Annotated in this window: 12 protein-coding genes; 6 read left to right on the top strand and 6 right to left on the bottom strand. The window is 41.4% G+C overall.

Annotation, left to right across the window (positions count from 1 at the left end; genetic code table 11):
* Positions 1-114: 114 nt before the first annotated feature.
* Positions 115-525, top strand: a complete 411-nt coding sequence (locus F0475_RS02030) for a response regulator (RefSeq protein WP_155715165.1) — start codon at positions 115-117, stop codon at positions 523-525.
* A gap of 212 nt (positions 526-737) precedes the next feature.
* Here F0475_RS02030 and glyA read toward each other — a convergent pair whose 3' ends face one another.
* Positions 738-2,018: a serine hydroxymethyltransferase gene (glyA, locus tag F0475_RS02025; RefSeq protein WP_155715164.1), complete on the bottom strand. Its 1,281-nt coding sequence runs from the start codon at positions 2,016-2,018 to the stop codon at positions 738-740.
* A 209-nt stretch (positions 2,019-2,227) separates the two neighbouring features.
* Between glyA and F0475_RS02020 the strand changes: the two genes are divergently transcribed.
* The gene (locus tag F0475_RS02020) at positions 2,228-2,608 is read left to right on the top strand and encodes a hypothetical protein (protein ID WP_009435012.1); all 381 of its coding nucleotides are present in this window, start codon (positions 2,228-2,230) and stop codon (positions 2,606-2,608) included.
* Positions 2,609-2,733: 125 nt separating this feature from the next.
* Here F0475_RS02020 and F0475_RS02015 read toward each other — a convergent pair whose 3' ends face one another.
* The 5 genes from F0475_RS02015 to F0475_RS01995 all read right to left on the bottom strand — a co-directional run bounded on the left by F0475_RS02015 (position 2,734) and on the right by F0475_RS01995 (position 10,744).
* Positions 2,734-3,057, bottom strand: a complete 324-nt coding sequence (locus F0475_RS02015) for a cupin domain-containing protein (RefSeq protein WP_155715163.1) — start codon at positions 3,055-3,057, stop codon at positions 2,734-2,736.
* Between the two features lie 83 nt (positions 3,058-3,140).
* Positions 3,141-4,118, bottom strand: a complete 978-nt coding sequence (queG, locus tag F0475_RS02010; protein ID WP_155715162.1) for a tRNA epoxyqueuosine(34) reductase QueG — start codon at positions 4,116-4,118, stop codon at positions 3,141-3,143.
* Positions 4,115-4,747, bottom strand: coding sequence for a polysaccharide deacetylase family protein (locus F0475_RS02005; protein WP_009435008.1), 633 nt, complete (start codon positions 4,745-4,747; stop codon positions 4,115-4,117). Before F0475_RS02005 ends, queG begins: the two co-directional genes overlap by 4 nt.
* 139 nt (positions 4,748-4,886) lie before the next feature.
* Positions 4,887-8,219 carry a DUF2723 domain-containing protein gene (locus F0475_RS02000; protein ID WP_155715161.1) on the bottom strand — a complete coding sequence of 1,111 codons (3,333 nt, stop codon included), beginning with the start codon at positions 8,217-8,219 and terminating at the stop codon, positions 4,887-4,889.
* Between the two features lie 617 nt (positions 8,220-8,836).
* Positions 8,837-10,744 carry a DNA topoisomerase 3 gene (locus tag F0475_RS01995; protein ID WP_155715160.1) on the bottom strand — a complete coding sequence of 636 codons (1,908 nt, stop codon included), beginning with the start codon at positions 10,742-10,744 and terminating at the stop codon, positions 8,837-8,839.
* Between the two features lie 179 nt (positions 10,745-10,923).
* On the opposite strand from F0475_RS01995, the gene F0475_RS01990 reads away from it, so the two are divergent.
* The 4 genes from F0475_RS01990 to eno all read left to right on the top strand — a co-directional run bounded on the left by F0475_RS01990 (position 10,924) and on the right by eno (position 15,075).
* Positions 10,924-11,655 (top strand): (Fe-S)-binding protein, encoded by a 732-nt coding sequence (locus tag F0475_RS01990; protein ID WP_155715159.1) that lies wholly within the window; start codon positions 10,924-10,926, stop codon positions 11,653-11,655.
* A 36-nt stretch (positions 11,656-11,691) separates the two neighbouring features.
* Positions 11,692-13,074 (top strand): lactate utilization protein B, encoded by a 1,383-nt coding sequence (locus F0475_RS01985; RefSeq protein WP_155715158.1) that lies wholly within the window; start codon positions 11,692-11,694, stop codon positions 13,072-13,074.
* Positions 13,067-13,642, top strand: a complete 576-nt coding sequence (locus F0475_RS01980; RefSeq protein ID WP_155715157.1) for a LutC/YkgG family protein — start codon at positions 13,067-13,069, stop codon at positions 13,640-13,642. The genes F0475_RS01985 and F0475_RS01980 overlap by 8 nt, the downstream gene beginning before the upstream one ends.
* Positions 13,643-13,767: 125 nt before the next feature.
* A complete protein-coding gene (gene eno / locus F0475_RS01975) occupies positions 13,768-15,075 on the top strand; it encodes a phosphopyruvate hydratase (protein WP_009435074.1) in 1,308 nt (435 codons plus the stop codon).
* Positions 15,076-15,259: the final 184 nt, after the last annotated feature.

Here is a 15,259-nt window from a genome sequence, read left to right as displayed (position 1 = left end):
GGGTAATTTATACCGCACTCAATTATTTTAAGTAAGTTTGTACGTACTTATTAAACATATATTCTATAATGATGTATGCTTGTATAATGATTAGGTAAAGATAAGTCCATAGCAATGAGATATTTTCTTTTTAGTCTTTTGTTAGTTTTTTGTGGTTGTAGCTCTTATGACTATAAAGTTTCATCGCTACCAAGTATAGAACTTTCCTATCAAGAATTACCAAAGGAAGTAAGGCTTCGCTTGTCATCAATAAAGCCTTGTGACCCTTCAACGGGAGCCCTTCTTGTAGTTGATTCTATAGATAGTTTGATGTATTCGTTAGAAGAGGTAGCTACGATAACGGGACCTTGGATAAGCTTTATAAAGTTGATGGATAATAAAAAGGGATTGGTCTATAGGATAGAGCGGGATGTTCCTGAACCATACATAATACTTGATGGTGCATTGTATATCCCTGACAGATATAATATTCTCTATAGTGATGAGACTCAGAAGGCGAAGTATATAAGGTATCAATTAAGGTGATAGTCTTCTTTTAGTGTGTAACTTTAAAGAATGTAATAAGATTATCATATACAAAAAGGGGGCAATATTAAAAGTCTTGAAAAGGCAATCTTATTTTGCAAGCCACATTAGAATGGTACTAAAGTCTTGTCTTCATTCGAATGTAATCAATTACATCCTTACTTTTAATAGCTCCCTTCTTGTATACTATTTAATTATTGTGTATTCTATTCTTAGTAAGCGAAGAGAGGATAAGTAGCCATCGTCTCGTTTACTTTCTCGCGTACTCTCTTGATTACCTGTTCGTTCTCTGGATCAGCAAGAACCTCATCAATGAGTTCTGCGGTGAGCAACATCATGTCTTCCTTACACCCACGAGTTGTCATAGCTGCTGTTCCGAGACGCAAACCACTTGTCTGGAATGCTGAACGCTCATCGTATGGTACCTTATTCTTATTGGCTGTGATATCAGCAGCAACAAGTGCCGTCTCTGCCACCTTACCAGTAAGGTCTGGATATTTCTGACGTAGATCGAGCAACATAGAATGGTTATCCGTACCACCACTAACAATGCTGAAACCCTTATCAACGAGTGCTTGTGCAAGAACAGAAGCATTTTTCTTTACCTGCATTGCATATTCCTTCCAACTTGGGAGGAGGTTCTCACCGAAGCCAACAGCTTTTGCTGCAATGACATGTTCTAATGGTCCACCCTGGTTACCAGGGAATACTGCAGAATTGAAGAGCATTGACATTGGTTTTATAACGCCTTTCTTTGTAGCAAGTCCCCATGGATTCTCAAAGTCTTTACCCATTAGAATAACACCACCACGCGGTCCACGAAGTGTCTTATGGGTTGTTGTTGTAACGATATGGGCATACTTTACTGGGTTATCCAACAATCCTGCAGCAATGAGACCAGCAGGATGTGCCATGTCAATCATCAAGAATGCACCTACTTTGTCAGCTATTTCGCGCATACGCTTATAGTCCCATTCACGGCTATAAGCTGATCCTCCACCAATAATTAGCTTTGGTTTATGTTCGAGAGCGAGCCTTTCCATCTCATCATAATCCACTCTTCCCGTCTCACGATTCAGTGTGTAACCAACGTGGTGATAAAGGATTCCAGATGTATTCACCTCACTTCCATGAGAGAGATGCCCTCCTTGGTCAAGGTCAAGACCCATAAATGTGTCACCAGGTTTTAGTACTGCGAGCAAAACAGCTTGGTTTGCTTGTGCGCCAGAGTGTGGCTGAACATTGGCATACTCTGCTCCGAAGAGTTGTTTAACACGCTCAATTGCAAGTGTTTCAACCTGGTCAACCACTTGACAACCACCATAATAGCGTTTGCCGGGATAACCCTCTGCATACTTGTTAGTGAGGTAAGAACCCATAGCTTGCATTACTTCATCGCTAACAAAATTCTCAGATGCAATCAGCTCCATGCCTTTTAGCTGTCGCTTATGCTCCATTTCAATAAGGTCGAAAATTTCTTGATCTCTTCTCATGTGTATCAAAAGCTTTAATAGAGCCCGTGTTTTTCTAGACGAACTCTGGGTTAGTGATATGCTGCAAATATACGAATTAATGTTCTAACATGCAAGCGTATCAAAAAAATAATGTACCTTTGCAGACATAATCTCTTATTCTCTTGATTAGTAAGGGTAATCTCCTGATGAATAAAAGATTTGTTCTGATAATTAAACAACAATATATTATGAAACTTAAAGAGTTGTTTCAAGCCTACGAGTTTGATGAGATTTATCCACAGATAGGTCTTATGTTTCCTAAAGGTCGTCATTTGCGGAATGAGTTCCGTAATGCTTATGACTTGTTATTGAGCATTAATCCCGTGTTATCAAAGAAGCAGATCCGATATCAACTGATGGAAGATCCCGATACAAATGAGATGTTCTTTGGTGCTGACGACCATGATTTCAATGGTCCATGGGATGTGTTATTAGGCAAGGAAGTGAAGAAGGAACCGAAAGTAGATCTCACGAATGAGGAGTTAGTGGCTAATTGTCTGCTTAATACAGTTCTCATTGGTCGTCATCCTCGTCCTTTTGATAAAGACTATCAAGCAATTATAAAGTAGGTTATAGGTAGTCTGAAGTTTGGTAAGATATAATTTCTCGAGGTATCATAGGATGTTATTGGGATTCTAGGATACCTCGGAAATTTGTTTATTAGACTTTTACCTTTGTTTTGAAGAAGTATTTTTTAACCTCTAATCATTGTAATAATCATCTTGAAACGCTCTGCTGCATTTACTGAATGATGGGCATTGCTAGGGATGATGAAGCTTTCACCTGCACTAATAACGTGCTTTGTGCCTTCGACGGTTAGCTCCATCTTACCTTCAATCACCTGTATGAGAGCATCAAAAGGTGCGGAGTGTTCTGATAAACCCTGACCTGCATCGAAGCTGAAGAGTGTCACACTTCCTGCGTTGCTATGTACTAATTCCTTGCTAATTACACCACCATCAGCGTAATCAATTACCTTGTTTGCTGAAAAGATAGTACCTTTCTCTAGTTTTGCCATGTCTTTATAATTAAATTGTTTATAACTATTTACTATCTCCTAACAAGCAATTACAATGCCATAGAAAGCCTTGGTAACAAATGTTACTCGTTCTCTTTATGCTGTGTTGCAGCTATATTTCGTTTCAAACCTTCGAACTTTACACGCTTAACAGCTGACCCTTTAAATAATCGTCGATAATCTTCAATAGAGAGATTGTGCCATGCTTCCTTACTCATTGAGAGTAGTTCGGCTTTCGGTTGTAGGCTTGGTTCTGTGTTAGGAGTGGCAAAACGATTCCAAGGACAAGCTGTTTGACATCTGTCGCAACCATAGATCGTATCGCCCATAGCTGCCTTTGCATCCTCTGACAAGTCCCCTCTATTCTCAATCAGTTGGTACGATAAGCATTGATCAGCATGAAAGCCTTCATTCGGAATGATGGCTTTCGTAGGGCAAGCATCTATACATCTATGGCAGTTACCGCACCTACTTTCCATAGGTTCGTCATATTTATCAACATCGAAAGGAAGAAATATCTCCCCGAGAAAGAACATCGAACCAGCATGAGGAATGATAAGTTGATGATTTCGACCAACCCATCCTAAGCCTGCTTTCTGTGCCCAATAACGTTCAAGAACAGGTGCTGTATCACAGAAGCAACGTATTTCTAATTCCTCCTTTTGTCCTTCCTTGTTTTCTTGAGAAGCATTAAGATAAGGTTCTGATTCCCTTATCTTATTAGCCAACTCCCGCATCTTTGCCTTCATCAAGTCGTGATAATCCTGTCCAAGAGCGTATGCTGCAAACTGATATTCACCTTTAGGTAGGTGTTGAGAAGGGGCATAATTAAGGGCAAGAGATATTATACTTCGCACACCTGGAACCAGCTTGCGAGGATCGAGACGCTTCTCTAAATAATTCGACATATATGCCATGGTTGCTTCCTCACCATTCTCCAGCCATTTCTGATACCCTTTTGCAACCTCTTCATTAACAGGTTCTGCCTTTGCAACTCCACAAGTGAAGAATCCGAGACGCTTTGCTTCTTCCTTTATCCATGTTGTGTTGATACTAATCATCTTGTTTCTTCAGGATTATCGGGGAATGTCTTAAACTCATATCCCTGTTCTTTGAGCCATTGAAGTGACTCTGGAAGTGCTGTACGGAGCTTGTCTATACTCTTTAAAGAGTCGTGAAAGGTGATGATAGAACCATTTCTTGCATATCGTTTTACGTTCTCCACCACGTCTTTTGCAGTCAATAACTTAGAATAATCACGTGTCACAAGATCCCACATTACAACCCTGTAATTCTGTTTCACCCACCAGTAAACAGTGTGTCGAAGCCATCCGTGAGGTGGACGGAAGTAGGGGGTATTAAGTAAGTTATCAGCTTTTGTGACATCAACAGCGTAAGTTAACGTCCAATGTCTAAATGATCCGAGGTGATGATAGGTGTGATTTCCCACTTTATGCCCCCTCCTTATCACCTCTTTATATAGGTCTGGATGTTTCCTTACATTATCTCCCACCATAAAAAACATAGCCTTCGCACCGAATTCATCCAACACATCAAGGATGAAAGGAGTGGCTTCGGGGATAGGACCATCATCAAAGGTAAGGTATACAGAATGGTCATTCTTATCCATGCGCCATAATGCGTGAGGATAAAAGAGGCGTAGCCATCGTGCTGGTTGTTCTATTAACATTGATACTTATAGCTGATTTTAAGAAGTGATGAAGTATGATATAAGAAGAAACTGGAGTGTAGTCATCCATATAAGGTAGACCACGCTCCAGTTTTATTTATTCCATCTTTATCAAGAAATAGTTTCTTTTAAAGTTGGATTATTCACCCTGTTGCCATGTACCTCCTAAACTTGCAAACCGGTTCATCAACCCATTCAACTGCTGAGCATGCTTGTTAGCCCATGCTCTGTCAGTATGATCATTAGCATTAACAAGGTTCATCATAATCTGGAAGTGCATCTTGCATGAACTTTGCGACATATCAAAGTAACGTGAAGGAAGCGACATATAGTAATTAGCATACTGCATTGAAATCTTCCAAAGAGCGTCATATAACTGACGAGCCTTTGCCTTTTGTCCCAACAATGTATAAGCCTCTGCCATATCACCAGAGCCACTCATGTAACTTATTGGTACATTATAATAAGGTATCTCTTTCTCTGCCTTCTGTAGAACTTTCAGTGCTTTGGCTTTCTCACCCTTAGCAATAAGGTGGAGCGCAAGGTCTGCCATCTCACGACGATGCGTATAACACATACGTGCAACAGTCTCATCAATGTAGAGACCTGGCTTATTGAGACCTCCCCACTTGAATCGATTCATTACGACGTTATAGGTCTTTTCTGTATCAAAATTACGTAGATTGATTCCCAATGGATTGTTTCCACCTTGTGTCGTATTGAATGGTGTGATACGATTTACTAATCCCTCTTGAATGAAGTTATCACCGAGATTCATGAAATTCTCACTTCCTACAGTAACAGCTACATAGAGTGGACGAGTCCAATTACAATTAGCAATCATCTCAAGCATCATCAAATCATTCTTATATAATGCCTGCTTACCTGCTAAAGAGATGACCATACGATCAGGAATAGAGTCACCTGGACGCATCATACCACTTCGTTTCACAGCTTCCTTATCGATAGTCATGTAGATGGTATCGGTTGGAATGAGGTGAGTCTCAGCGTTCTTAGAACGTACCCAGTACTTCAATATATTCTTTAACTCGAATGGTTCCTCGCCAAACTGAGCCTTTGCTGCAGCGGGATTCTGCTTATAGAAGTCCAAAACCTGCTGTTTGTACTCTGGTTGAATAGGTATAATCTCATTCGTACCACTCACATAATCAAGTCGTGGCCATGATATTGGCACGCTCGGAGAGTTGTAGGCAGGGCGACGCATCTGGTCTATGTACCAGTCAGTCTGTAGGTAAGAAAGGTTGCAAACACGTGTGTCTGTTCTTACACCTTCAACCTCTTGATTGTACCAGAGAGGGAAGGTGTCATTGTCACCATTAGTGAAGATGATAGGAGCACCCTTATCTTGAAGTGACATCAAATAGTTCTGTCCGAAGTCACGACATGTATAACGACCAGAACGATCATGGTCATCCCAAGTCTGTGATGCCATCTGAATTGGCACGAGCAAACAAACAAGTGAGATTACAGATGCCGATAGCACTGGTGCAATCTTCAGTTTTCTTGCCCAATCATAGAGTGCCAAAACACCTAAACCACACCATATTGCGTAAGCATAGAATGATCCCGCATACGAATAGTCACGCTCACGTGGCTGGCTAGGAGTCTGATTCAAATAGATGATAATAGCTAAACCTGTCATAAAGAACAGGAAGAATACCACCCAGAACTGCTGTATACCACGCTTGCCACGCCATGCTTGCCAGAACAAACCAAGTAGTCCGAGCAATAATGGAAGACAATAGAATACATTGTGACCTTTGTTTGCTTTCAACTCATCGGGCAGTTTACTCTGGTCCCCATAGAGTGCATTATCAATGAACGATATACCTGTTATCCAGTTACCATGCTCTGGTTCACCATTGCCTTGTAGGTCGTTTTGACGTCCAGCAAAGTTCCACATGAAGTAACGCCAGTACATGAAGTTACATTGATAAGAGAAGAAGAACTTTAGATTCTCCCATTGTGTAGGCATCTTTACACCATCAACAGTATGACCCGTAACGCCTCCCATCCATTGTTCATACTGTGCAGCATGAGCGTCATCATACATTCTTGGGAAGAACATGTTCTGTTGGAACACTTGTGTAGCCTTATTTCTAACGAGGAAGTAAGAGTCCTTCTCATTCTTTGAAGCCTTCTCTTTACGCTCATAGACAGGTGCTCCCTCCTTAAATTTATAGTGCATACCATCCTCTGCCACTGCTGGTTGACTCGTATAAGCCTGACCATAGAGTAGAGGGTGATCACCATACTGGTCACGGCTCAGATAACTACCCAGTGTGAAGATATCCTCTGGTGAGTTCTGATCCATTGGAGGGTTAGCTGTAGAGCGAATAACTATTACAGCATAAGATGAATAACCGATTATCAACATCAGCATACATAGTAAAGCTGTGTTCTTTAGACGGGCAGTCACCAACATTACTGATTGTCTCTTACCATCCTTATTAACAGGTCGACGCCAGCGCAAAAGGAAGTAAACAACAGCTAAAACTATAATACCAATGATGAAAGCACTCCAACCATAACCATAGAAAGGAATACCAATTAAGGCGAAAGCCAATAGGAAGGCTATGTTCTGACGAGCTTGACTCTTATCTTGATAAGTTTCATAGATACCCCATGCAAAGGCGGATACAAGCAGTACTATATATATAATGGTACCCGTGTTGAAAGGCATGCCTAGGGTGTTAGTAAAGAACAATTCGAACCATCCACCTACGGTGATAATACCAGGAACAACGCCATAGAGAACGGCAGCAACCAATATTACCGAGATGAGCAGAGCGAATAACGAACCCTTAAGATTAGCCTCTGGCACCTTTTTATAATAGTAAATCAGAACGATGGCAGGGATACTGAGGAGGTTCAACAGGTGTACACCGATTGAAAGACCAGTCATATAGAAGATCAATACCAACCATCTGTCGGAATGTGGTTGGTCTGCAACATCTTCCCACTTGAGTATCAACCAGAACACAACAGCAGTAAAGGCTGATGAGTAAGCATACACTTCGCCTTCGACAGCAGAGAACCAGAATGTGTCACTGAAAGTATAGATCAGTGCACCAACAAGGCCTGCACCCTCGATAGCAATAGTCTTTGCAAGTGACGGAGCATCGCCATCACGAACGATAAGACGGCGTGAAAGATGGGTAATAGTCCAAAACAAGAACATGATACAAGTAGCCGACAACAATGCACTCATCGTGTTGACCATCTTTGCAACTTGTGTTGGATCACTCGCAAAGTGTGAGAATAGATTAGCAGTAAGCATGAAGAATGGTGCCCCAGGAGGGTGACCAATCTCTAACTTATAGCCTGTTGTAATGAATTCTGGGCAGTCCCAAAAGCTGGCTGTCGGCTCAATTGTGGAGCAATAGACGAATGCGGCAACTAAGAAAGCCACCCATCCAACGATGTTGTCCACCAGTCTGAATTGTTTCATTTGTGCGATTAGTATTTACAATCTGCCACTTATCAGCATGGGAGAAGGGCAGAAAATGTTTATTTCGAAATAATCTGTGCAAAGGTAGTAATTATATATTAAGTATCAGTAAAAGATGGTTTGAAAATATATTAAAATGCTCTGTTTGAAGATGAGTTTCGTGTAGGTAGTATTAACTTCTTGCTGTTTTAGGTGTGTATTGGGGCATATAAATCAATCACAAATACATGAACTTAGTTTTAATTTGCTCTGCTGTCTCTTTTAACATTTGCCTTAATATGTTGATTTCTTGTGCCTTGTAAAGCGTAAATAGGCGGCAGTAATGATAGTCTAAATATCTTTCTCGCTTTTATTCCTTGGTGAAGTCCTTTTGTTTCTCATCTTTTCTGTCCTTATTAAGATAAATGTGAGAGTTCATAGATAGCTATAGATGATAGGCAATCTTTGATAATGGCAAGAGAAGTGTATACGTGTATAATTCTATGGGAGATGGCTCCCTAAATTACTCTTTGCTATAAACATTAAAACAAAAGACGCCTTTTTCAACCTGAAAACATGCTCTTTTCAAGTTGAAAAGGTGCCTTCTTTGCATGAAAGAAAGCACCTCTTATACTGCGTCAAGTTGCATCTCCTTCTCTTGGAGGGGTTTGGGGCGGTTCTATCACTCCAATCTTTCGGTTAGAGTTATCGGCTAAGACATCATTAACAATGTTGTTGATTTGCTCCTTTAATTCGTTGATAAACTGTGCAGCATCATACTTCTTAGCCTCAATATCACGCAACTTTTTCTCCCAAATACCTGTCAATTCAGCTGATGTCAGGAGCTTTTCATGAATTGTGTTGATGAGTGCAATCCCCGTTTGAGTAGCCTCAATGTTCTTGCGTTTACGCTGAATATAATGTCTTCGAAATAGCGTCTCTATGATCCCTGCACGTGACGAAGGTCGACCTATACCATTTTCTTTCATGGCAGCACGCAATGTTTCATCCTCAACTAACTTACCAGCTGTTTCCATGGCACGCAATAATGATGCTTCCGTGTAGTGCTTTGGTGGTGTTGTTTGTTTCTCTGTAAGGGTCGGTGTGTGTGTGCCTGATTCCCCTTTAACAAATGTTGGAAGATAAGAGCTAGCCTCTTGATTATCCTTGCCTAGTGCCTCTTGCTGTTCTGTTTCCCCTCCCTTAGGGAGAAGTTCGGGGGTGGGGGCTTCCATTACGACACGCCATCCCTTATCCAATATCTCCTTTCCTGAAACCTTAAATTCAATCTTATCCACTTCACCCAACACCGTTGTCGTAGCAAATTTACAATCAGGATAGAAGGCTGCGATGAATCTTCTCGCAATGAGATCATACACATTTCGTTCAACATCTGTCAGTCCCTGTGGAGGAATACCTGTTGGGATGATGGCGTGGTGATCAGTTACCTTTGAAGAATCAAACACACGTTTCGACTTCGGAAGTGGTTTCCCTCCTAATGTCTTAACCAACTCGGCATAAGGTCGCTTGCCTGCAAACGTTGTTTGGAAAAGCCCGTTCATGGTTTGCGGGCACTTTGGATAGATGTCATCCGATAGATATTGGGTATCAACGCGAGGATAAGTCGTGAGCTTTCTTTCATATAAACTCTGGATTGTGTTCAGCGTCATTTCAGCCGAATAACCATATTTTCGGTTACAATCCACCTGCAATGACGTGAGATCATAGAGTTGTTTGGGTTGTTCTGTACCCTTCTTTTTAGTGACATTGGTGATAGTAAAAGGTTTTCCTTCAATGGTTGAGAAAGCCTTTTCGCCCTCTTCTTTAGATGTAAACTTCCCCTTTGTAGCCGTAAATTGTGTGTCTCGATAGATGGTTGCGAGTACCCAATAAGGCTCAGGCTTGAAGTTGTCGATCTCTTCCTGACGTTTCACGATGAGTGCAAGGGTAGGAGTTTGCACTCTTCCAATAGATAGTATTTGTCCTTTTCCGTATGAATTCCTGCCATACTTGAGTGTATAAAGGCGTGTAGCATTCATTCCCAAGAGCCAATCACCAATCGCTCTTGAAAGTCCAGCAAGGTAGAGCGGCTTGTATTGAGCCTCATCTCTTAGATTAGCAAAGCCTTCTCGGATAGCTTCATCGGTCATGGACGATATCCAAAGACGCCTAACAGGGCATTTTGCACCAGCCTTCTGCATGACCCAACGCTGTATCAATTCACCTTCCTGACCAGCATCACCACAATTAATAATCTCGTCTGCAGCTTGAAATAGTTTCTTGATGATGTCGAATTGGCGTTTGATACCTTCGTCTTCTATTAGTTTGATACCAAAGCGAGAAGGTATCATTGGTAACGAACCAAGACTCCAGTGTTTCCAGTTGAGGGTATAATCGCGCGGTTCTTTTAGCTCACAAAGGTGGCCAAAAGTCCATGTTACTTGATATCCATTCCCCTCCATATATCCTGTGTGCGCACTATTTGCGCCAAGGATACGGGCAATATCTTTTGCAACACTAGGTTTCTCTGCTATGCAAACTTTCATGTATTCTTTTTTACTCTACGCTTCTTAAACCTCTCTTTCACCCCTGCAAAGTTATGAAAAATATTCTACAGGAGAATTAAACAAGTATCTTTAGCTATGTTTTTTTGCGTTTTTCTTTTCCTATCTAAGTTATTTTATCTAAATTTGTAGCATAGAAACGAACAAGAGAAGATAAATTTATGAGAGTTGGACTCTTTATTCCATGTTACGTCAATGCGCTCTATCCACATGTTGGCGTAGCAACTTATAAGCTTTTGCGAAAGCTTCACTTAGATGTAGTCTATCCCGAACGGCAGACTTGTTGTGGGCAACCTATGGCAAATGGTGGTTTTCAGCGCATGTCAGGTCACATTGCTGAGCGGTTCGAGGATAAGTTTAAAGACTTTGATTATGTGGTAACGCCGAGCGTGTCTTGTGCTGCTTTCGTGCGTGTAAATTACCCACAAATACTTGACCATGAGTGTCAGACCCCTAAAAAGACAATGGAACTTATAGAGTTCCTGCATGATGTTTTGAAGGTGAAAGAACTCCCGGGGAGTTTCCCTCATGTTGTTTCAGTACATAACTCCTGTCATGGTGTGCGGGAGTTAGGATTGAGTGCACCTTCAGAAATACAAGAGAAGCCTTTTAATAAGATAATTGATTTATTGAGACTCAAGGAAGGTATCACTATAAAAGAGCCTGATCGCAAGGATGAATGTTGTGGCTTTGGTGGTATGTTTGCAATAGAAGAGCCACGTGTCAGTGCTGCTATGGGTAATGACAAGGTGAAACGTCACATGGAAACAGGGGCTGAATTTATCACTGGCTCTGATAGTTCCTGTTTGATGCACATGCAAGGGGTGGCTGCAAAGAATCATTATCCTATTAAGTTTATGCACATAGCTGAGATTTTAGCTGCTGGTTTTTGATATATATAAATAAGGTTATACAAGGGTAACAAAGTTATGACAATATACCATTCAAAGAGAGCTAAAGAGTTTCTAAAAGACCCTAAGAAGGTTGAGCAACACGATCGTACGTTTTGGTCGGTGCGTCAGAAGCGAGATGCCGCAGCTGCTGCATTACCCGAATGGGAGGACTTACGCGAACATGCTAGTCGTATTAAAGAACACACAGCAAGCCATTTAGCTGACTATCTAGAGCAATTCTCTAATAGTTTAGAGCGTAATGGCGTTATCGTTCACTTTGCGAAAGATGCACAAGAGTTTAATGAGATGGTCTATGAGATACTTAAGTCTCATAAAGTTAAGAAGCTCGTTAAATCGAAATCAATGCTTACCGAGGAATGTGAGATGAATCCTTATCTCATAGAAAGAGGTATCAATGTGGTTGAATCAGACCTTGGTGAGCGTATTCTTCAACTAATGCATTTAAAGCCAGCACACATCGTTATGCCTGCAATTCACTTGACACGTGATGAGGTGGGGGAGATGTTTGAGGAAAAAGGAATATCTCATGAAAAGGGAAACCATGATCCCGCTTATCTTACACGATGCGCACGTGAAGATCTCCGAGAGGATTTTATGGATGCTGATGCAGGTTTGACAGGTTGTAACTTTGGTGTTGCTTCAACAGGAGATTGTGTTGTCTGCACCAATGAGGGTAATGCTGATATGTCAACGTCGGTGCCTAAATTGCATATTGTAGCCATGGGTATTGAGAAAGTCATCCCTGATTATGATGCTTTAGCAGTATTTCAACGATTATTAGCTCGTAGTGGTACTGGTCAGCCATCTACGGCTTTTACTTCTCAATTTCGTAAGCCTCGTCCAGGCGGAGAGATGCATGTTATCTTGGTAGATAATGGACGTAGTGACATTGTTTCCAATAATGAACACTGGGAGACGTTGAAGTGTATTCGTTGTGGTGCATGTATGAACACCTGTCCTGTCTATCGTCGTTCGGGGGGGTATTCATATAGTTATTTCATTCCTGGACCTATTGGTGTCAACCTCGGTATGCTGAAGAGTCCAAAGAAACACAGCGGTAACGTGTCTGCATGTTCATTGTGTTTGAGTTGTGATTGTGTGTGCCCGGCGAAGGTTTCTCCAGGTAGTCAGATTTATCGTTGGCGCCAGAGTCTAGAGAAATATGGTACAGAGAATAAGGAAAAGAAGGTGATGGCAGAGGGAATGAAGGCTGTTTATGAGAATTATCATGTCTATGATGCCTTATTGCGTAATTCGTCAGTTGCCAACCACATACCTAAGTCGTTGATGGATATAAAACTGAATCCTTGGAGCATTGGACATACTATGCCACAATTTGCCAAGAAGCCTTTCCACGTTATCTTTAAGCAAGCAATGAAGGAATTGAAGCATGAATAAGGAAGAACTATTAAGCAAACTGCGTCGTAATACCATACATCAGTTTGATCTGCCAGAAACCCCTGTTGAAGGAATTAAGTATCAAGATGTTGTACAGCAATTTATTGATATGAGTCGTAATGTGGGGAGTGAAGTCATCGAGGCAAAGGCTGATGATGATATTAACGAACACATCCGTAAGGCTTATCCAGTAGCAGAGGTGTTAGCATCAAATGTAGATGGAGTAAAGGCTGATATTAATCCCGATATAGTTTCTGAGGCACAAGATCTCAATGGAACAGATGTCGGTATTATTGAAGGTGATATTGCCGTGGCAGAGAATGGGTGTGTATGGGTTCCTCAAACTATGAAGGAGAGAGTTGTTTGCTTCATCTCCGAGAACCTCGTTATACTTGTTCATCGTGATAAAATCGTTAACAATATGCACGAAGCCTATAAGAAGATACACATGACCGACTATGGTTATGGATGCTTTATATCAGGGCCGAGTAAGACAGCAGATATAGAACAAGCGCTCGTTATGGGTGCTCAGGCAGCAAGAGGTGTTACTGTCATAATTATAGATTAAACGTTAATTATGTCAAAAACATAAATATAAAAGGTTGGTGCAATACGTTTCCAACTTTTTTTATTAACTTTGCATTCCGTAGAGAAGAATATAAAATATAACAGTTTTAATAAACAAAATAAGTTATGAAGATTGAAAAAGTACATGCTCGCGAGATTCTTGATTCACGTGGCAATCCTACAGTTGAGGTTGAGGTAACCCTCGAAAATGGTGTAATGGGTCGTGCAAGTGTTCCATCTGGTGCTTCTACTGGTGAGAACGAGGCTCTTGAACTCCGTGATGGCGATAAGAATCGTTTCTTGGGTAAGGGCGTCCTCAAGGCTGTTGAAAACGTAAACAACCTTATTGCTCCAGCATTGAAAGGTGATTGCGTACTCAATCAGCGTGCTATTGACTACAAGATGCTCGAACTCGACGGTACTCCAACTAAGAGCAAGCTCGGTGCTAACGCTATCCTTGGTGTTTCTTTGGCAGTCGCTCAGACAGCTGCTAAGGCATTGAACATCCCATTGTATCGTTACATTGGTGGTGCTAATACTTATGTATTGCCAGTACCTATGATGAATATCATCAATGGTGGTGCTCACTCTGATGCACCTATCGCTTTCCAGGAGTTCATGATTCGTCCTGTTGGTGCTCCTACAGAGAAAGAAGGTATCCGTATGGGTGCTGAGGTATTCCACGCACTTGCTAAGTTGTTGAAGAAGCGTGGTCTCTCTACTGCAGTAGGTGATGAAGGTGGTTTCGCTCCTAAGTTCGATGGTATCGAGGATGCACTCGATTCAATCATTCAGGCTATCAAGGATGCAGGTTACGAGCCAGGTAAGGATGTTAAGATTGCTATGGACTGTGCTGCTTCTGAGTTCGCTGTATGCGAGGGTGGTAAGTGGTTCTATGACTATCGTCAGCTCAAGAATGGTATGCCAAAGGATCCTAATGGCAAGAAGTTGACCGCAGATGAGCAGATTGCTTATCTAGAGCATTTGATTACAAAGTATCCTATCGACTCTATTGAGGATGGTCTTGATGAGAACGACTGGGAGAACTGGGTTAAGCTAACATCAGCTATTGGCGATCGTTGCCAGCTTGTTGGTGATGACTTGTTCGTTACTAACGTTAAGTTCCTCGAGAAGGGTATTAAGATGGGCGCAGCTAACTCTATCCTCATTAAGGTTAACCAGATTGGTTCATTGACAGAGACACTTGAGGCTATTGAGATGGCTCATCGTCATGGTTACACAACTGTAACTTCACACCGTTCAGGTGAGACTGAGGATACAACTATCGCTGACATCGCTGTTGCAACAAACTCTGGTCAGATTAAGACAGGTTCTATGTCTCGTACAGACCGTATGGCTAAGTACAACCAGCTCATCCGTATTGAGGAGGAACTCGGTGCTTGCGCTAAGTATGGTTATACAAAGTTGAAGTAAGTTCTTGCTCCTATTAAGGGGGGAACTACATTATAATTAAGGACTATCCCATTGGGGTAGTCCTTTTCTGGTATTGGATATTTGAATTATAGTGAGCCATACTTTATGATATAAAAGAAGTATGGATATGTGCGATCTTATAGTTTAGATGATGATATGATTATTGCTTTGTGATGGTATTATA

Origin of the sequence: Prevotella vespertina, from assembly GCF_009728485.1 — a bacterium.
GTDB lineage: Bacteria > Bacteroidota > Bacteroidia > Bacteroidales > Bacteroidaceae > Prevotella > Prevotella vespertina.
Note: the sequence above shows the minus strand (reverse complement) of the source record. Positions and strands in the feature narration are given on the sequence as shown.